This is a genomic window from Ideonella paludis (assembly GCF_018069865.1).
Lineage (GTDB): Bacteria > Pseudomonadota > Gammaproteobacteria > Burkholderiales > Burkholderiaceae_C > Ideonella > Ideonella paludis.
On sequence record NZ_JAGQDG010000001.1, the window covers coordinates 704,207 to 719,714 of the forward strand.

The following is a 15,508-nucleotide window of genomic DNA, read 5'->3' on the forward strand; positions in this document are numbered from 1 at the left end:
GATGGGCGCCCACCGACATGCCCTGATCACCGGCGCCAGCCGGGGCATTGGCGCCGCCATTGCGCAAGCCTTGGCTGCACAAGGCTACAGCTTGACCTTAGTCGGTCGAAACGAGGCCGGCTTGCAGGCCTTGCAGGCGCAATTGCCCAACCCGCAAGCCCACGGCTGGGCTGTGGCCGATGTGGCAGATGAAGCGGCGGTGGCCGCCGCGTTTGCGAAAGCCCGCAGCGAGCGCGGCGAGGTGGCGGTGTTGGTGAACAACGCAGGCCAAGCCGAGAGCGCACCGCTGGGCAAAACCAGCATGGCGCTGTGGCAGCAGATGCTGGCTGTCAACCTGACGGGCACGTTCTTGTGCACGCGCGAGGCCCTGCCCGCGATGCAGGCCGCCGGCTGGGGCCGCATCATCAATGTGGCCAGCACCGCGGCCCAGCGCGGCTATGCCTATGTGGCGGCCTATGCAGCGGCCAAGCACGGCGTGCTGGGGCTGACGCGCTCGGTGGCGCTGGAAGTAGCGCGCAAGGGCATCACCGTGAATGCGGTGTGCCCCGGCTACACCGAGACCGACCTGCTGCGCGAAAGCATTGCCAATGTGGTGGCCAAGACCGGCCGCAGCTCGGCGCAAGCCCGCGCCGAGTTTGCCAAGAGCAACCCGCAGCAGCGCCTGGTGCAGCCCGAAGACGTGGCCACCATGGTGGCCTGGCTAGCCAGCGACGCGGCCGTGGCCATCACCGGCCAGGCCTTGTCCGTCAGCGGTGGCGAGGTGATGGCATGAGCACCGCCAAAAAGCCCGCCGCCCCACCGGGCACCGGCCTGGAAGCCCGCGTGGTAGCCAGCGACCATGCAGCGCTGAAGCTGTGGCTGCGCCTGCTGTCCTGCACGCGCGAGATTGAAGGCGAGATCCGCAGCCGCTTGCGCGAGCAGCACGGCGTGTCGCTGGCCCGCTTTGACTACCTGGCCCAATTGCACCGCCGCCCCGAGGGCCTGCGCATGCGCGAGCTCTCTAAAGCGCTGATGGTGACGGGCGGCAATGTGACCGGCCTGACCGACGAGCTGGAGCGCGAAGGCCTGGTCACTCGCCTGGCCGATGCGGCCGACCGCCGCGTGTGGGTGGTGCGCCTGACGCCCGAAGGCCAGCGCAGCTTTGAGGCCATGGCGGCCGAGCACGAGGGCTGGATCGTCGAGCTGTTTGCGGGCTTATCAGCCCAGGAGCTGCGGCAGATGTACGGCCTGCTGGGCACGCTGCGCCAGCACCTTCAAGATAACGACTCTATTGAGTAGGCGAGAAACCATGTCAGACACCTCTTCACCCCACGCCCCTCACCTCGCTCAGCTGCAAGAGGGCAACCGCCGCCCCATGGCCGCTTATCAAGCCCAACACTTTGCGGTGAGCTGCCAAGACGGCGTGGCCACCGTGGTGCTGAACCGCCCGGAGCGCAAGAACCCGCTGACCTTTGCCTCCTATGCCGAGCTGCGGGATTACTTCCGCGCGCTCAGCCTTGCGCCGGATGTGCATGCGGTGGTGGTCACCGGCGCGGGGGGCAACTTTTGCTCGGGCGGTGATGTGCACGAGATCATTGGCCCGCTGCTGCAGCTGCCCACCCATGAGCTGCTGATGTTCACCCGCATGACGGGCGATTTGGTCAAGGCCATGCGGGCCTGCCCGCAGCCCATTGTGGCGGCGGTGGACGGTGTGTGCGCCGGGGCTGGCGCCATCATCGCCATGAGCGCCGACCTGCGCTTGGGCACCGCCCGCAGCAAGACGGCCTTCTTGTTCAACCGCGTGGGCCTGGCCGGTTGCGACATGGGCGCCTGCGCCATCTTGCCGCGTCTCATCGGCCAGGGCCGGGCGTCAGAGCTGCTCTACACCGGCCGTGCGCTCAAGGGTGAGGAAGGCGAGCGTTGGGGCTTCTTCAACCGCTTGGTGGAGCCAGAAGGCCTGCTGGCCGAGGCTCAAGCCTTGGCCCAGAGTGTGGTGGCCGGGCCGACCTTTGCGAACGGCATCACCAAGACCATGCTGCATCAAGAGTGGGCGATGACGATTGAGCAGGCCATTGAGGCCGAGGCGCAAGCCCAGGCCCTGTGCATGCTGACCCAAGACTTCCGCCGTGCGTATGAGGCTTTTGTGGCCAAGCAAGCGCCCATCTTCCAAGGAAACTGAGCCATGAGCCACCCTGGGTTGCAGCATCTGGACTGGCCTTTTTTTGAGGCCCGGCATGGCGAATTGGCTAACGCTCTCGATCAGTGGGCCGCAGAAACCTTGCCCTCGCTGCCGCATGAAGACATGGCCCTGGGTGCGCGGGCGGCCGATGCGGCCTGCCGCGCCCGCGTCAAAGCGCTGGGCCAAGCCGGCTGGCTGCGCCATGCCGTGGGCGGCACGGCCTGGGGTGGGGCGGCAGAGACCATAGACACCCGCAGCATCTGCCTGCTGCGCGAGACCCTGGCCCGCCACGACGGCCTGGCCGACTTTGCGTTTGCCATGCAGGGCTTGGGCTCGGGCGCCATCAGCCTAGCCGGGGATGACGCGCAAAAAGCCCGCTGGCTGCCAGCGGTGGCGCGGGGCGAAGCCCTGGCGGCCTTTGCACTGTCTGAGCCCGACGCCGGCTCGGATGTGGCCGCCATGCAGTGCGCGGCCCGGGTCGAGGGCGACACGGTGGTGATCAATGGCGAGAAGACCTGGATCTCCAACGGCGGCATTGCCGATTTTTATGTGGTGTTTGCGCGCACGGGTGAGGCCCCCGGCGAGTCAACGAAGAGCGAGCCCCAGCGGGGCTCGCGGGGCATCTCCGCCTTTGTGGTGGAGGCGGGCACCCCCGGCTTTGAGGTGGCTGAGCGCATCGCCGTGATCGCGCCGCACCCGCTGGCGCGGCTGTGCTTCAGCGACTGCCGCATCCCTCTGAGCCACCGCATTGGCGGCGCGGGTGAGGGCTTCAAAGTGGCCATGCGCACGCTGGATGTGTTCCGCACCTCGGTGGCCGCCGCCGCCCTGGGATTTGGCCGCCGCGCGCTGCAAGAAGGGCTGCACCGCGCCAAGACCCGGCCCATGTTTGGCGGCGTGCTGGCCGACTATCAGCTGACCCAAGCCAAGCTGGCCGACATGGCCACCACGCTGGACGGCGCGGCCCTGCTGACCTACCGCGCGGCTTGGCTGCGCGACTGCGGCAAGACCGTCACCAAAGAAGCGGCCATGGCCAAGATGGCGGCCACCGAAGGGGCGCAGCAGGTGATTGACGCGGCGGTTCAGCTTTGGGGTGGGCGTGGCGTGGTCAGCGACGAGCCCGTCGAGCGGCTCTACCGCGAGATCCGTGCCCTGCGCATTTACGAAGGGGCGACTGAAGTGCAAAAGCTCATCATCGCCCGCGAACTGTTGAAGGAGTGACCTGTGCCCACTGCCCACCTCGACACCTTCACCCGAGACCACCTGCCACCGCCCGCGCAGCAGCCGGAGTTTGTGTTCAGCCTGCCCGAGCTGCAGTTCCCTCAGCAGCTCAACTGTGCGGTAGAACTGCTGGACAAAGCGGTTGAGCAGGGCCGCGGTGCGGCCCCCTGCATCCATGCGCCCACGCCCGAAGGCACGCTGACCTGGAGCTATGCCGAGCTGCAGGCTCAAGCCAACCGCATCGCGCAAGTCTTGGTGCACGAGATGGGCTTGGTGCCCGGCAACCGCGTGCTGCTGCGCGCGCCCAACAACCCCATGCTGGCGGCCTGCTGGTTTGGCGTGGTCAAAGCCGGCGGCGTGGCCGTGGGCACCATGCCGCTGCTGCGCGCCAAAGAGCTGGGCGTGATGATCGAACGCGCCCAGATCAGCCATGCCTTGGTGGACGCCGCCTTGCTCGAAGAGTTCAGCCTGGTGCTGGCCCAAGACAACGCCCGCACGCTGACCCAGTGGCGCAGCTTTGAGGGGCGCGGCCTGGGCGGCACACCGCAGTCACTGGAGGCCGACATGGCGCGCCACAGCGACCGCTTCACGGCCGTGAACACCGCCGCGGATGACACCTGCTTGCTGGCCTTCACCTCGGGCACCACCGGCGTGCCCAAGGCCACCATGCACTTTCATCGGGACGTGATGGCCATCTGCGCCTGCTGGCCGCCGCATGTGCTGCGCGCTGAGGCCAGCGATGTCTTCATCGGCAGCCCGCCGCTGGCCTTCACCTTTGGTTTGGGCGGCATGCTGCTCTTTCCCATGAGCGTGGGTGCCAGCACGGTGTTGCTGGAGAAGGCCGCACCGCCCAACTTGCTGGAGGCCATCGCGCGCTTCAAAGCCACCGTGCTGTTCACCGCACCCACCAGCTACCGGGTGATGGCACCGCAGGCGGCGGCGCTCAAGCTCTCGGCCCCCCAAGGCGGCAGCTTGCGCAAGTGTGTGTCGGCCGGCGAAGCCCTGCCCGCCAGCACCCGCGCGCTGTGGAAGGACGCTACGGGCATTGAGATGATCGACGGCATTGGCTCCACCGAATTGCTGCACATCTTCATCTCGGCCGATGAAGCCAGTGCCAGGCCCGGTGCCACCGGCAAAGCCATCCCGGGCTACCAAGCTTGTGTGGTGGACGAGCACATGCAGCCGGTGCCCGTGGGCCAGGTGGGCAAGCTGGCCGTGAAGGGGCCCACGGGCTGCCGCTATCTGGACGACGAGCGCCAAGCCAACTATGTGCGCGAGGGCTGGAACCTGACCGGCGATGCCTATGTGATGGACGCCGATGGCTACTTTCACTATCAAGCCCGCACCGACGACATGATCATCTCGGCTGGCTACAACATCGCCGCACCCGAGGTCGAAGAGGCCTTGATGCAGCACCCGGCCGTGGCCGAATGTGGTGTGATCGGCGTGGCCGACGAGGAGCGCGGCCAGATCGTGAAGGCCTTTGTGGTGCTGCGCGCAGGCCACGCCCCTGACGAGGCCATGGTGCGCACCTTGCAAGACTTTGTGAAAGCCACAGTCGCCCCCTACAAATACCCCCGCGCCCTCCAGTTTTTGACCGAGCTGCCCCGCACCCAAACCGGCAAACTGCAACGCTTCCGTCTGAAGGACATCTCATGACAGTTCACACCACGCTCTTGCCCGAAGGCTGGCCCCGGCCCAAGGGTTATGCCAATGGCATTGCGGCCCAGGGCCGCTGGGTGTTTGTGGCGGGCATGGTGGGCTGGGACGCCCAAGGCGTCTTCCACAGCGACGACTTTGCCGCCCAGACCCGCCAAGCGCTGCAAAACGTGCTGGCCGTGCTGCGCGAGGCCGGCGCCGGCCCCGAACACATGGCCCGCATGACCTGGTATGTGACCAATAAGGCCGAGTACCTGGGTGCGCTGCGCGAGGTGGGCCAAGCCTATCGCGAGGTCATGGGCGCCCACTACCCGGCGATGGCGGCCGTCGAAGTTTCAGGCCTGATGGAAGACCGGGCTAAAGTTGAAATTGAGGTGACGGCCGTCGTACCCTGATCAAGCGGCGCGCTGGCGCAGGGCCTGCACGGCCAGGCGGCCCAGCGCATCCGAGGCCAAGGGGCTGTCGCCGGTCACCAGCAAGCCGTCTTGGTGGCAACGGCCTGTGATGTCGGTGTTCAGGATCTTCACCCCCAAGGCCTTGAGCCGCTCGCCCATGTACCAAGGCATAGGCCCAGGCACATAGCCGATGGCGGGGGTCTGCTTGTCCATGCCATCTGGGAAGGCGCAGATCTCATAGCCCTCGAATGCAAAGGCTTGGCCTTCCGCACCCACCTGGGCCGCCAGCAAGCTGGCCGGGCCATGGCACAAGGCGATGACCAACTTGTCGTGCTGCACAGCCCAGCGCAGAACTTGGCCTAACTCGGGGCTTTGGGGCAGGCCCAGCATGGCGCCATGTCCCCCCGGCAAGAAGACCGCCAGATAGGGTGAGTTCGGACCCAAGGCGGTTTGCACCACGTCGGACAGCTTGAGCGGGTTGTCCAGCTTGGCCAGATACTTCTGATGGGTGCCGGTCACCAACTCGTCTTCGCTGGGCATGGCCCACATCTCCAACTTCACCGATTGGCCGCTGATGGTGGCCACATCCACCTGAAAGCCGGCTTGGTCTAAGTGATAGAGCGGCAGCAGTGTCTCCACCGGGTGGTTGCCTGTCGAGAACTTGCGGCCATTGGCCATGGTCATATAGCGCTCATCAGTCCCCACCATCAGCACCTTCCAGCGGCCGCCGGGGTTGGCGTTGTCGTAGACGACAGGCTGGGCGCCCGTGCGGGACGCAGTGAATTGGCTCAAGGAATAGGGCGAAGGAAAGAAGGCGTTGTACTCGGCCCGGTCTGGGCTGGGTTCTTGCTCTGGGGTCCGCGAGGGTGTGCTCATCACGACGTCCTGGTTGAATGGTTGAAGCCCCTGATTGGACGCAGCCGGCCTGCGGCTGTGAATGCCTGAACGACCAGCAGACATGCCTGATCCTCCACAGACGCGGCGGGCGCCAGGGGTGCCTCCTGCACGGCGATACAGTGATGGGGTATGAGCGCCATCGACCTTTCTCAGTTTTTGCAGCACCTGCCCCGGCCGGGCGAACGTCGCTATGAGCCACTGGGCTTGACCTTGTTGCACAGCGTGGCCGCAGCGCCGCCCAGCAGCGTGTGGCATGAGCCGGCCTTGGTCTATGTGCTGCAAGGCCAAAAGTGCGGACAGTTGGGCAGTCAGTACTTTGAAGTCAACGCGGGTGAGTGGCTGTTGATCCACCTGCCGCAGGTGATGAGCTGCGACACCAGCCAGTTGCAAGGCGATCCTTTTTTGGCCATGGCCTTGAGCATCGACATGGACTTGGTGGCCGAGTTGATTCTCAGCACCAGCTCGCTCAAAGATCCTCCGGCAGAGCCCGCCACCGAGAGCACTGTCGCCGCCCAAAGCGCAGCCGAGCAGTCTGCCCTGGCTCGCCTCTTGGACTGCTTGGCGTCGGAACTCGACCAGCAGGTCTTGGGCGCCTCTTTGCGGCGCGAGCTGCACTATCGCGCGCTGTGCAGCCCGGCGGGCGCCCTGCTCAGGCAGATGGCCAAGGCAGGCTCGAAGGCCTGGGCGCTGTGGCGGGTGGTGCAGCACATGCGTGCCAACCTCCAGCAAACGCGAGACATGAGCCGCTTGGCCAAGTCAGCGGCCATGAGTGAGTCCGCCTTTTACTCAGCCTTCAAGCGGCAGTTGGGGGCCTCTCCCCTGCAGTACCTGAAGCAAATGCGCTTGCAGCGGGCCCGGCAGTTGATGGCACTCCAAGGCTTTGGCGTGGCCCAAGCCGCTTTTGCGGTGGGTTATGCCAGCGCCAGCCAGTTCAGCCGCGAGTATCGACAGTGGTTTGGCCATCCGCCCAGTGAAGCCGCGCAGTGGCTGTAGCGACAATCAGACCATGCCTCTCCAAACTGATCTCTTGATCCACCACCGCGATGCCATCCCCGCTATGGCAGAGGGCTTTATGCAGCAGTGGCCCCAGTGGTATGGCCCGGGTGGCCCAGGTGACGCCACAGCCGACCTGCAGGCCTTTGCCCGCTCAGAGGGCCTGCCCTTGGGCGTGGTGGTGTTGAGCGCCGGCCAGGTGTGTGGCGTGGCGGCACTCAAAGCCCAGTCGATAGATGCATTTGCGCACTGGGGCCCTTGGGCGGCGGCGGGCTTTGTGCCGCCCTCGCTGCGTGGCCAAGGCCTGGGCGCGGCCCTGCTGCGCGGCCTGGTGCAAGAGGCAGCCCGACAAGGGCATGACACGCTGTACTGCGGCACGGCCACCGCCCAGCGTCTGTTGGAGCGTGAAGGCTGGGCTTGGTGCGCTGAGGCGGATCAAAACGGGCAGCGGGTGCAGGTTTACAAGGTCTTCACCCAACAATCTTGAGCCAAGTTCTGGCCAAGGCTTGTCATCCCCGCAGCCGCCCCCACAGTTAAGGAGGGCCGCGCCGATGATGGTGTGGGCACTTGGAGGGCTAGAAGCCATGTGGAAGCGACTGTTGGCGTTGTGGGCGGTGGTGCGGGGCGATGCCACGCGCTTGTTCCATGCCTTGCGTCACCCCGAAGCCCCTGGCTGGCTCAAGGTGGGCACGGCTTTGTTGCTGCTGTATTTACTCTCGCCGGTAGACCTGATCCCGGATGTCATCCCCGTCTTGGGCGTGGTGGATGACTTGATCATCATCCCAGCGGTGATCCGCTGGATGCTCAGAAGGCTGCCCGCTCACATCCGCGCCCATGCGCAGCAGAGAACCACGGGCCAAGCAGATGTGGTGGACATGCGCTAAGGCGTTGAAGCCCCACACGGACCAAGGCGATACTGTGACCATGCCACACACGCTTCGCCTTCGCGCTTTGAGCCTCACTTTGGCTTGCGCTGCTGTGCTGTGGGCCAGCGGCAGCGCTGGGGTGAGAGCGCAAAGCACACCTGCAGACGACCCCAAGCTGGGCTCGTGGAAGCGCACCTCAGCTTGCGTGGCCGTGATGAAGCGTGAGATCGTGGGCTTGGCCGAGCAACACAAGGCGGGCAAGCGCCAGGTTGAGCCGGACATGGTGCGCTTGGCGGAATGGAGCTTTGCGCTGATCGGCACGGCCTATAAACAAGGCTTGCGCAAGCCCCAGGCCGACAAGCTCTTAGAAGAAGCCGAAGCCGCACTCAAGGCCCAAAGCCCGGACGAGCAACAAGCCTTGCTGCAGGCCTGCCAAAGTGAAGGTCAGAAAACTTATAAGGACGCCAACTTTGTGGAGCGGGCCTTGGTGAGCAACCGCGCCAAGGCGCGCGTCGAGGCGATGCTCAAGCCAAAGTGAGCTGGCGTTGGCTGCGAAAGCAGCGCGCTTGGCCGGTCACCGGGTCAGTAAAACGCAACTCGCGCGCCAAGAGCTGGAGCGGCTGGTCATAGTCTTCCACTTGGCCCGCAGGCACTTCGGGCAGCAGGGTGGGATAGATGCGGTCACCGCGCAGCGGCAAGCCCAGGCCCAACATGTGCACGCGCAGCTGATGGGTGCGGCCGGTCTCTGGGTGTAAACGGTAGAGGCCCCACTCGCCATCGCTGCGCAGCAGCTCAATCTGGGTGCGGGCATTGGGCTCGCCGGGCACTTCTTGCATCTGCATGAATTGCGCAGAGGTCTCGATGCGACTCTCTCGCAGCAGCGGCCAATTCAAATTTGGGTTCAGCGGCGCCACCGCCTCATAGACCTTGTGCACAGCACGGTCCCTGAACAGGCTTTGATAGGCATGACGCTCCTCAGGCCGCACGCCAAACACCACCACGCCTGCGGTTTCTCTGTCCAGCCGGTGCAAGGGCACCAGGGTGGTGAGGCCCAGTTCACGCTGCAGTCTAGCCAGCAGGGTTTCGCGGGCGTAGCGGCCTTTGGGCGCGGTGGCCAAGAAATGCGGCTTGTCGGCCACCACCAGGTGCTCGTCTTGATACAGCAGGGGTGAGGCAAACGGCAGGTCCGGCTCGTCGGGCAGCTCGCGCCAATACCAAAGCCGCTGTCGCGCTGCATAGGGTGCGTCCACCGCCAAGGGCTGGCCTTGGGCATCCAGCACCTCGCCACGCAGCAGGCGAGCGCGCCACTCGGCCTCATTCAACACCGGCAGGCGCTGCACCAAAAAACTCAGCATGCTGGGCTGGGCGCCGTCGGGGGTGACCACGCAACTGGCGGACACCCCCTCTTTGGGCGCCGGCCGCCAAGCGGGCTTGGGTCTGGCCATGGGCGAGCCTTACTTGCCGCTCTTCATGCCCACCAGCCAGCGTCGCACTTCGAAGGTCAACAAGCCGCTGTGGACGGCCGGGTCTGCCACCGCAAAGGCCTTCACCTCGTCTTCCGTCAAGCCCGACTCCGAGATCATCATGCCGCCAAAGCCGCTGTCCATGAACGGGCCACCCAGGCTCAACTTACCCTGTTGCTGCCACTGGCGGTAATGGGCAATGTGTTTGTCCAAGCCCGGCTGCTGAAACAGCGGCGTCTGCGGCTGCCAAGCCGGGCCCGGCTTGTGGAACACCACAAAGCGTTGGTCCGCGGGCGGCCGTGCATCGCCCTGCGCCCAAGCCGCCCCCACGGTGCACAGCCACAGCAGCGCCCACACGCTCATCCACCCCCGCCAGCTCTTCATACCCACTCCTTTTTGGCCGCAAACAGCTGAGCCACGGCCAGACCAACCGCAGCGAAGTGACGGTGTACCCCGCCCCAAAACCGCTGTCAAAGCACAGAGTTGTGGACAAGTTTTGAACATCCAGGGGCTTATCCACAGGCCGAGTGGCCAAAGCCGAAGTTGTTGTCGCATCAGCGGGGCGCATTCAAGGGCTCCACGCACAGGGTTAAAAATCTCCTAAGCGCTTGAAAAAATTGATGTTTTTGCACTTATCCACAGACTCGCTCGCCCTCTACCAGTACTACCAATTCAAGAATTTAAAGAATTCAGTTGAATAACAGGGTCCCTCTTTTTTTCGACGGCGGCGCGTTGTTGCCACAGGCTCCAAACTTCGGGCTCAGCCCCACAGCGCCCTGCCGGACAATCCAAGGCATGACAGCGCACGATCCGTCTTCACCCTCCACGCCCAGCCCTTCAGCCACAAGCCATGTGGGCGATCAGACCGAGGCCTTGGCCGACTTGGCCCGTCGCGAGCGGTTTTTTGAGGCGGTGAGTCAAAGCCTGGAGAGCGGCCGCTTCAAGCGGCTCTTGTTGTCCAAACCGCGCAGTGGAGGACCGGCGGTGGCCGAGCAGCTGCAACGGGTGGACGTAAAGCGGGTGCAGATCAAAGGCCAAGCTTGCTTGTCTTTGCTGTACCAACACAAAACCCGCGACATCACCAAAAACCCGCCGCTGGCGGAAGCCTTGGTGCAACTGCAAACCCTGGTGGGCGACAGCTTCAGCCATGCCCACCTCTTCACGCGGGATGAAACCCTTCAGTTGTTGATCTCCAAGCGCGGCAAAGTGGCTCTGCAACGTTCACGCGTAGAGCCCCACGACGACGAAGCCGACAAAACTGCTTTAGATGAGGGTGCTTTGCAGGACGATGCTGCTTCTTCAGACGCTGGTGATGAAGACGACGACCGCATTGGCCACGCCCGCCAAAAGCAGCATTTGGTCAAGCAGAGCGAGCCGTTTTTGCAAGCCTTGGGCGTGACAGATAAATCGGGCCAACTCGTGCCAGCCATGGCGCGCAAATGGCGGCAGATCAACAAGTTTGTCGAAGTCCTGGACCATGCGGTGGACGAAGCCGGCCTGCTGGCCACCCCAGGGCGCGAGCTGCACATGGTGGACTTTGGCGCAGGCAAGGGCTATCTGACTTTTGCGGCCCATCAGCACCTGCAACGCCAGCACCACTTGCGTCTGAGAACCTCCGGCGTAGAACTGCGCGAAGGCTTGGTGGCCCAGACCAACCAGATTGCCCGCGGTCTGAAGCTGGCAGGTTTGGAGTTTGTGTGCGGCGATGTGCGCAGCGTGGTGCCCGAGCGCATCGACGTGATGATTGCCTTGCACGCCTGCGATGTGGCGACCGACTATGCGCTGCACACCGGCATCCGCGCACAGGCGGCGGTGATCATCAGCTCACCGTGCTGCCATAAAGAGCTGCGGCCACAAATGGTGGCGCCCGCCACCCTGAAGGCGCTGCTGAGCCACGGCATCCACCAAAGCCAACAGGCCGAAATGCTGACCGACACCCTGCGTGCCTTGCTGCTGGAAAGCCAAGGCTACAAAACCAAGGTCTTCGAGTTCATCTCACCCGAAGCCACCAGCAAAAACAAGATGATCTTGGCCCTGCGCCGCACGGTGGGCACAAGTACCACCCAAGCCGCTGCCGAAGCCAAGCGACGTGAGCAGGCTTGGCAAGAGGCTGAGAGCCTGATGAGGGAGTTTGGGATCAGGAAGCAGTGCTTGCGGGGACTGCTGGAAGCGGCTGTTTCTGGACAGCATTGAACATCAAGCTTGTTTCCCTGCATCACCATGGCACCATGAAGCACGCCGGGCCAGCAAGCCTTCAGCAACTCAGCCCTCTGCTTGAGGAGATCAGGGCCATTGGCGGCCTGAGGGAGCCAAAGCTTGGCATCTTTTACCGTGGGGCTTCGGCCTTCTTGCACTTTCACGAAGACCCCAGCGGCTTGTTTGCTGATGTGAAACTAGATGGAAAGGCGTTCAGCCGTTTCTCTGTCGACGACTTGGAAGCGCAAGCAAAACTGCTGGAGCTTGTTGCACGCACCCTGAAGGATTCTGGGGTTTGTCGGCGGCGTTCAGGCCAAGGTTAACGAAGATCTCATGCCCACCTACGTCGCGTTCCTTCGCGCCATCAACGTCACCGGCCGCTTCCTGAAAATGAGCGCCTTGGCTGAGGCCTTTCATCAGCTAGAACATGCCGATGCGCGAACCTTTATCAATTCGGGTAACGTCATATTCAGTGCATCAAGTGATTCTGCACAGACCTTGCAGAATTCGCTGGAGCAGCAGCTTGAGCCGCTGATCGGCTTTCGGTCGGAGGTGTTTTTGCGCAGCGGGGATGAGGTCAAGGCGATCTCTGCTGTGGCGAATGATCTGAAGGCTCGTGTGAGCAATGAGGGCGACATCAATGTCTGCTTTCTTTAAGCCCCCTTGAGTGCTGCGCAACGGGCTGAATTTGACCAATTGAAGACCGATATCGACGACTTTGTGCTGGGCGAGCGAGAGGTCTATTGGCTGTGCCAAACCAAGCAATCACAGAGCAAGTTCTCGAATGCGGTGCTGGAGCGCAAACTCAAGGCCAGAAGCACACTGCGGCGGGCGAGCATGCTCTCTGGTTTGGTGAACGAACTCTGAGACGAGAGGCTTCAATGACACACTATCTGATCTCCTTCCCCGCCTCGGCCATGAGTCATATTCCGGCAAGCGAGATGCCTGCGGTTTCGGACACTGCCCATGCGGTAATCCGCGAAGCGAAGGCGGCGGGGGTGTATGTGTTTGGCGGTGGCATTGACGAGTCCATTTCACCGGTGATGGTCACGGGCGAGGGACAGGTTTCTGTGGGGACGTACCCAGAGACCGCCAAGTTCAACGGCGGCTTTTGTGTGGTCAAAGTCAGCACCCGGGAAGAGGCCGAAGCTTGGGCTGCGAAGATTGCTGCGGGATGCCGCTGTGCTCAAGAACTCAGGCCGTTCATGTTTGACCCTGAGTGCTGAATTGACGTTGTTCTTTATTGAAAGCAATCCTTCTGGCAGCGTTATTCATGAAGCTCGTGTTCACCAAAGGCAGCGGCAAGTTTGACACCTTGGATGTAGTCCGGCCGGGTGGCAGGATCGAGCGAATGGATTGTCCTAAGCAGGGGATCATTCCGCATGACATGGTCCATTACGCTGTGGAGCACACCTTGAAGCAGCGAGGGTTTCTGGGCCGAGTCAAAGAGGGCGAAGCAGCAGGGTTCCACATGGAGGCCGAGGCGCAGAGTGATGCCGTCGAACGCCTGGTGGAGGTTTTTCAAGGAGACGCCTGGTCCGGTGGAACCACAGCCGCTGCCGAGATGATGGCCTTGTATGCCGTGACTTGCTCTGCAAGAGCTTGCCCGGCGCTACCCATTGAAGCCAAAGAAATTGAGGCCGTTCGCACAGCCATTGAAGCGCTGACCATGCAATGGCAGGCCGTGAAAGTGGGGCACTCCCTCACGTTGGAGCTTTAGCGTTACCCGGAGTCCCAACGAGTTCCACCGCCTGGCGTTTCGACAACACGGCACCATGGCCAAACCCGCAGCACCGGTGCGTTTGAAAATGCCCGGCGATGTTGAGGGAGTTCGTTCAGACGCAGCGCCCCCCATCCACCGGAAACTCCACGCCGGTGATGAAGGACGACTCGTCGCTGGCCAAGAACACAGCCGCTTGGGCCACGTCATTGGGGGTGGAGAGGCGCCCCAGTGGGATGTTGGCCTGGAACTTTTGGCGGTTCTCTGGGGTGTCGGGCAGGCCCATGAAGGATTCGAGCAGGGCGGTGACGCCCATCACCGGGCAGATGCAGTTGACGCGAATGCCGTCAGGGCCCAACTCAGCCGCCATGGACTTGGACAAGATGTTGACCGCACCTTTGGAGCCGTTGTACCAAGTCAGACCCGGCCGGGGCCGGATGCCTGCGGTGGAGCCGATGTTGATGATGACGCCGCCCTTGGCCTCGCGCATCAGCGGCACCACGGCATGGGTCATGTGGAAGATGGACTTGACGTTGATGGCATAGACCTTGTCGAAGGTGGCTTCGTCCACCTCCAGCAGGGGTTGGTTGCGGTGGGTCCAGCCGGCGTTGTTGACGACGATGTCCAGGCGTTTGAATTGGGCCAGGGTGGCGGCTACTGTCGCGTCGATGTCGGCCCGTTGGGTCACGTCACAGCGCACGGCCAAGGCCCGCGGGCCCAGTTCAAGCGCCAGGGCCCGGGCGCCGGCTTCGTTGATGTCGGCCAGCACCACGGCCGCACCTTGGGCAATGTATTGGCGGGCGATTTCGGCGCCAAAGCCGCTGGCGGCTCCGGTGACGATGGCAACTTTGGCGGACAAGCGCATGGCAACTCCTGGAGGTGGGCGAGGATGAAAGCCCATGATCGCAGCAGGCTTCTGGCTTGCCAACATGGCTTGTACTTAAGATGCAGCTCATGACCTTAAGGCACCATGGCCGATATGACTCACACCCAGCTGTTCTTGTGGCTTCAGCCCTGGCGTCAGAGGGGCAGTTCTGTCTCTCAGCGCTACCTTGGGGTTCAACCTTGGCTGTTTGCCAGTGTGCTGATGTGGAGCGGGGCGATGGCCCAAGCGCAAGAACAAGCGCCGGCAGCCCACGCAACTGATCAGAGTGCCGAGCCCGGGGAGGCACCCCGCCCTGAAGACAAGCCTGCCAGCTTTGACTACCAGGTGGGCGTGGCCATGATTTGGGGGTCCTCTTACTCGGGCAGTTCCAAGCAGACGGTCAAGTTGCGGCCGGTGTGGGGCGTGCAGTATGGGCGATTCAGGCTGGCCACCTCTCGCGCCTCTTTAGTGGAGCGCAGTGGCGGCCAGGGTGCTTTGCCTGGGGCCAGTGTGGAATTGGGCAGCATTGACCGCTGGCGTTTTGATGCAGCGTTGCGCGTCGATGCTGGCCGCAAGTCCAAGGACGCCCCGGAGCTGCAAGGCCTTCCAGACATTGATCCCACCTTGAGGCTGCGGCTGCTGGCCGAGTACCGGCTCACTGAGGATGCGCGAGTGGGATTGAACCTGTCGACTGATGTGGCCAACAAGCGGGGTGGCACTTTGCTGAGCTTGGACTATGGCCGAGGAGGCAGCTTGGCCCCTCAGTGGCGCTGGAGCGCCGGCGTGGGCCTGCAAGCAGCAGACGCTACTTATATGAACAGTTATCACGGCATTCCGCCTGGCACCACCAGCGCCTGGCCGGTCTACCAACCGTCATCGGGCTTGCACAGTGCGCGGGCGGGTGTCGGCGTGACTTGGCGCTTTGCGCCGCATTGGCGCGCTGGCGCTGCAGCTGGTGTGAGCACCTTGCTGGGGCCGGCTGCGGACAGCCCCTTGACCCAGCAACGGGTGGGGGGCAATGTGACGGTGGGGTTGGTCTATATCGGCAAGCCTTGAGCTACCTGAGGGGCTTCTCATC

At 63.5% G+C, this 15,508-nt stretch carries 21 protein-coding genes; 17 read left to right on the forward strand and 4 right to left on the reverse strand.

What is annotated here, in order from left to right:
* The first annotated feature begins 1 nt into the window (after window position 1).
* Genes KAK11_RS03185 through KAK11_RS03210 form a run of 6 tightly spaced genes read left to right on the forward strand, consistent with a single transcriptional unit; the run spans window position 2 to window position 5,430 of the window.
* Entirely contained in the window at window positions 2-772 is a 771-nt protein-coding gene (locus KAK11_RS03185; protein ID WP_210806054.1) for an SDR family NAD(P)-dependent oxidoreductase, read from the forward strand.
* Entirely contained in the window at window positions 769-1,278 is a 510-nt protein-coding gene (locus KAK11_RS03190; RefSeq protein WP_210806055.1) for a MarR family winged helix-turn-helix transcriptional regulator, read from the forward strand. Before KAK11_RS03185 ends, KAK11_RS03190 begins: the two co-directional genes overlap by 4 nt.
* A 10-nt stretch (window positions 1,279-1,288) precedes the next feature.
* Window positions 1,289-2,158: an enoyl-CoA hydratase family protein gene (locus KAK11_RS03195; protein WP_210806057.1), complete on the forward strand. Its 870-nt coding sequence runs from the start codon at window positions 1,289-1,291 to the stop codon at window positions 2,156-2,158.
* Between the two features lie 3 nt (window positions 2,159-2,161).
* Window positions 2,162-3,376, forward strand: a complete 1,215-nt coding sequence (locus tag KAK11_RS03200) for an acyl-CoA dehydrogenase family protein (RefSeq protein WP_210806059.1) — start codon at window positions 2,162-2,164, stop codon at window positions 3,374-3,376.
* Window positions 3,377-3,379: 3 nt separating this feature from the next.
* A complete protein-coding gene (locus KAK11_RS03205; protein ID WP_210806061.1) occupies window positions 3,380-5,035 on the forward strand; it encodes an AMP-binding protein in 1,656 nt (551 codons plus the stop codon).
* Window positions 5,032-5,430 carry a RidA family protein gene (locus tag KAK11_RS03210; protein WP_210806063.1) on the forward strand — a complete coding sequence of 133 codons (399 nt, stop codon included), beginning with the start codon at window positions 5,032-5,034 and terminating at the stop codon, window positions 5,428-5,430. The genes KAK11_RS03205 and KAK11_RS03210 overlap by 4 nt, the downstream gene beginning before the upstream one ends.
* On the opposite strand, the gene hchA is transcribed toward KAK11_RS03210, so the two are convergent.
* The gene (gene hchA / locus KAK11_RS03215; RefSeq protein ID WP_210806065.1) at window positions 5,431-6,306 is read right to left on the reverse strand and encodes a glyoxalase III HchA; all 876 of its coding nucleotides are present in this window, start codon (window positions 6,304-6,306) and stop codon (window positions 5,431-5,433) included.
* 150 nt (window positions 6,307-6,456) lie between these two features.
* Between hchA and KAK11_RS03220 the strand changes: the two genes are divergently transcribed.
* From KAK11_RS03220 to KAK11_RS03235, 4 genes are all read left to right on the forward strand, one after another.
* Window positions 6,457-7,320, forward strand: a complete 864-nt coding sequence (locus tag KAK11_RS03220; RefSeq protein ID WP_210806067.1) for an AraC family transcriptional regulator — start codon at window positions 6,457-6,459, stop codon at window positions 7,318-7,320.
* Window positions 7,321-7,333: 13 nt separating this feature from the next.
* Window positions 7,334-7,807: a GNAT family N-acetyltransferase gene (locus tag KAK11_RS03225; protein ID WP_210806069.1), complete on the forward strand. Its 474-nt coding sequence runs from the start codon at window positions 7,334-7,336 to the stop codon at window positions 7,805-7,807.
* Between the two features lie 97 nt (window positions 7,808-7,904).
* The gene (locus tag KAK11_RS03230) at window positions 7,905-8,204 is read left to right on the forward strand and encodes a YkvA family protein (RefSeq protein ID WP_210806071.1); all 300 of its coding nucleotides are present in this window, start codon (window positions 7,905-7,907) and stop codon (window positions 8,202-8,204) included.
* A gap of 40 nt (window positions 8,205-8,244) precedes the next feature.
* The gene (locus KAK11_RS03235) at window positions 8,245-8,724 is read left to right on the forward strand and encodes a hypothetical protein (protein ID WP_210806073.1); all 480 of its coding nucleotides are present in this window, start codon (window positions 8,245-8,247) and stop codon (window positions 8,722-8,724) included.
* Here KAK11_RS03235 and KAK11_RS03240 read toward each other — a convergent pair.
* Window positions 8,711-9,631, reverse strand: a complete 921-nt coding sequence (locus KAK11_RS03240; RefSeq protein WP_210806075.1) for a pseudouridine synthase — start codon at window positions 9,629-9,631, stop codon at window positions 8,711-8,713. The two genes, KAK11_RS03235 and KAK11_RS03240, sit on opposite strands and share 14 nt — an antisense overlap.
* A gap of 9 nt (window positions 9,632-9,640) precedes the next feature.
* Window positions 9,641-10,033, reverse strand: a complete 393-nt coding sequence (locus KAK11_RS03245) for a YciI family protein (protein ID WP_210806077.1) — start codon at window positions 10,031-10,033, stop codon at window positions 9,641-9,643.
* A gap of 411 nt (window positions 10,034-10,444) precedes the next feature.
* Here KAK11_RS03245 and KAK11_RS03250 point away from each other — a divergent pair, with 411 nt between their 5' ends.
* From KAK11_RS03250 to KAK11_RS03275, 6 genes are read left to right on the forward strand one after another with little or no spacing between them, the layout of a single operon-like run.
* Window positions 10,445-11,842: a class I SAM-dependent methyltransferase gene (locus KAK11_RS03250; RefSeq protein WP_210806079.1), complete on the forward strand. Its 1,398-nt coding sequence runs from the start codon at window positions 10,445-10,447 to the stop codon at window positions 11,840-11,842.
* Window positions 11,839-12,168, forward strand: coding sequence for a hypothetical protein (locus KAK11_RS03255; RefSeq protein ID WP_210806081.1), 330 nt, complete (start codon window positions 11,839-11,841; stop codon window positions 12,166-12,168). The genes KAK11_RS03250 and KAK11_RS03255 overlap by 4 nt, the downstream gene beginning before the upstream one ends.
* 10 nt (window positions 12,169-12,178) lie before the next feature.
* Window positions 12,179-12,502, forward strand: a complete 324-nt coding sequence (locus KAK11_RS03260; protein WP_210806083.1) for a DUF1697 domain-containing protein — start codon at window positions 12,179-12,181, stop codon at window positions 12,500-12,502.
* 6 nt (window positions 12,503-12,508) lie between these two features.
* Window positions 12,509-12,712 carry a hypothetical protein gene (locus KAK11_RS03265; protein WP_210806085.1) on the forward strand — a complete coding sequence of 68 codons (204 nt, stop codon included), beginning with the start codon at window positions 12,509-12,511 and terminating at the stop codon, window positions 12,710-12,712.
* 14 nt (window positions 12,713-12,726) lie between these two features.
* Window positions 12,727-13,071 (forward strand): YciI family protein, encoded by a 345-nt coding sequence (locus tag KAK11_RS03270; RefSeq protein WP_210806087.1) that lies wholly within the window; start codon window positions 12,727-12,729, stop codon window positions 13,069-13,071.
* Window positions 13,072-13,118: 47 nt separating this feature from the next.
* Window positions 13,119-13,565 carry a hypothetical protein gene (locus tag KAK11_RS03275; RefSeq protein ID WP_246498252.1) on the forward strand — a complete coding sequence of 149 codons (447 nt, stop codon included), beginning with the start codon at window positions 13,119-13,121 and terminating at the stop codon, window positions 13,563-13,565.
* Window positions 13,566-13,680: 115 nt separating this feature from the next.
* Here the strand turns inward: KAK11_RS03275 and KAK11_RS03280 are convergent, their stop codons facing one another.
* Entirely contained in the window at window positions 13,681-14,430 is a 750-nt protein-coding gene (locus KAK11_RS03280; protein ID WP_210806091.1) for an SDR family oxidoreductase, read from the reverse strand.
* 114 nt (window positions 14,431-14,544) lie between these two features.
* Here KAK11_RS03280 and KAK11_RS03285 point away from each other — a divergent pair, with 114 nt between their 5' ends.
* Complete coding sequence (locus KAK11_RS03285; protein ID WP_210806093.1) at window positions 14,545-15,486, forward strand: MipA/OmpV family protein; 942 nt, start codon at window positions 14,545-14,547, stop codon at window positions 15,484-15,486.
* Window positions 15,487-15,508 lie beyond the last annotated feature (22 nt).

What these genes read in the sequence shown, in the direction of transcription:
- KAK11_RS03270 (WP_210806087.1), top strand. Translation starts at nt 12,727, where the DNA reads ATGACACACTATCTGATCTCCTTCCCCGCCTCGGCCATGAGTCATATT.
- KAK11_RS03190 (WP_210806055.1), top strand. Translation starts at nt 769, where the DNA reads ATGAGCACCGCCAAAAAGCCCGCCGCCCCACCGGGCACCGGCCTGGAA.
- KAK11_RS03195 (WP_210806057.1), top strand. Translation starts at nt 1,289, where the DNA reads ATGTCAGACACCTCTTCACCCCACGCCCCTCACCTCGCTCAGCTGCAA.
- KAK11_RS03225 (WP_210806069.1), top strand. Translation starts at nt 7,334, where the DNA reads ATGCCTCTCCAAACTGATCTCTTGATCCACCACCGCGATGCCATCCCC.
- hchA (WP_210806065.1), bottom strand. Translation starts at nt 6,306, where the DNA reads ATGAGCACACCCTCGCGGACCCCAGAGCAAGAACCCAGCCCAGACCGG.
- KAK11_RS03185 (WP_210806054.1), top strand. Translation starts at nt 2, where the DNA reads ATGGGCGCCCACCGACATGCCCTGATCACCGGCGCCAGCCGGGGCATT.
- KAK11_RS03250 (WP_210806079.1), top strand. Translation starts at nt 10,445, where the DNA reads ATGACAGCGCACGATCCGTCTTCACCCTCCACGCCCAGCCCTTCAGCC.
- KAK11_RS03260 (WP_210806083.1), top strand. Translation starts at nt 12,179, where the DNA reads ATGCCCACCTACGTCGCGTTCCTTCGCGCCATCAACGTCACCGGCCGC.
- KAK11_RS03285 (WP_210806093.1), top strand. Translation starts at nt 14,545, where the DNA reads ATGACTCACACCCAGCTGTTCTTGTGGCTTCAGCCCTGGCGTCAGAGG.
- KAK11_RS03230 (WP_210806071.1), top strand. Translation starts at nt 7,905, where the DNA reads ATGTGGAAGCGACTGTTGGCGTTGTGGGCGGTGGTGCGGGGCGATGCC.
- KAK11_RS03220 (WP_210806067.1), top strand. Translation starts at nt 6,457, where the DNA reads ATGAGCGCCATCGACCTTTCTCAGTTTTTGCAGCACCTGCCCCGGCCG.
- KAK11_RS03280 (WP_210806091.1), bottom strand. Translation starts at nt 14,430, where the DNA reads ATGCGCTTGTCCGCCAAAGTTGCCATCGTCACCGGAGCCGCCAGCGGC.
- KAK11_RS03235 (WP_210806073.1), top strand. Translation starts at nt 8,245, where the DNA reads ATGCCACACACGCTTCGCCTTCGCGCTTTGAGCCTCACTTTGGCTTGC.
- KAK11_RS03275 (WP_246498252.1), top strand. Translation starts at nt 13,119, where the DNA reads ATGAAGCTCGTGTTCACCAAAGGCAGCGGCAAGTTTGACACCTTGGAT.
- KAK11_RS03245 (WP_210806077.1), bottom strand. Translation starts at nt 10,033, where the DNA reads ATGAAGAGCTGGCGGGGGTGGATGAGCGTGTGGGCGCTGCTGTGGCTG.
- KAK11_RS03210 (WP_210806063.1), top strand. Translation starts at nt 5,032, where the DNA reads ATGACAGTTCACACCACGCTCTTGCCCGAAGGCTGGCCCCGGCCCAAG.
- KAK11_RS03200 (WP_210806059.1), top strand. Translation starts at nt 2,162, where the DNA reads ATGAGCCACCCTGGGTTGCAGCATCTGGACTGGCCTTTTTTTGAGGCC.
- KAK11_RS03240 (WP_210806075.1), bottom strand. Translation starts at nt 9,631, where the DNA reads ATGGCCAGACCCAAGCCCGCTTGGCGGCCGGCGCCCAAAGAGGGGGTG.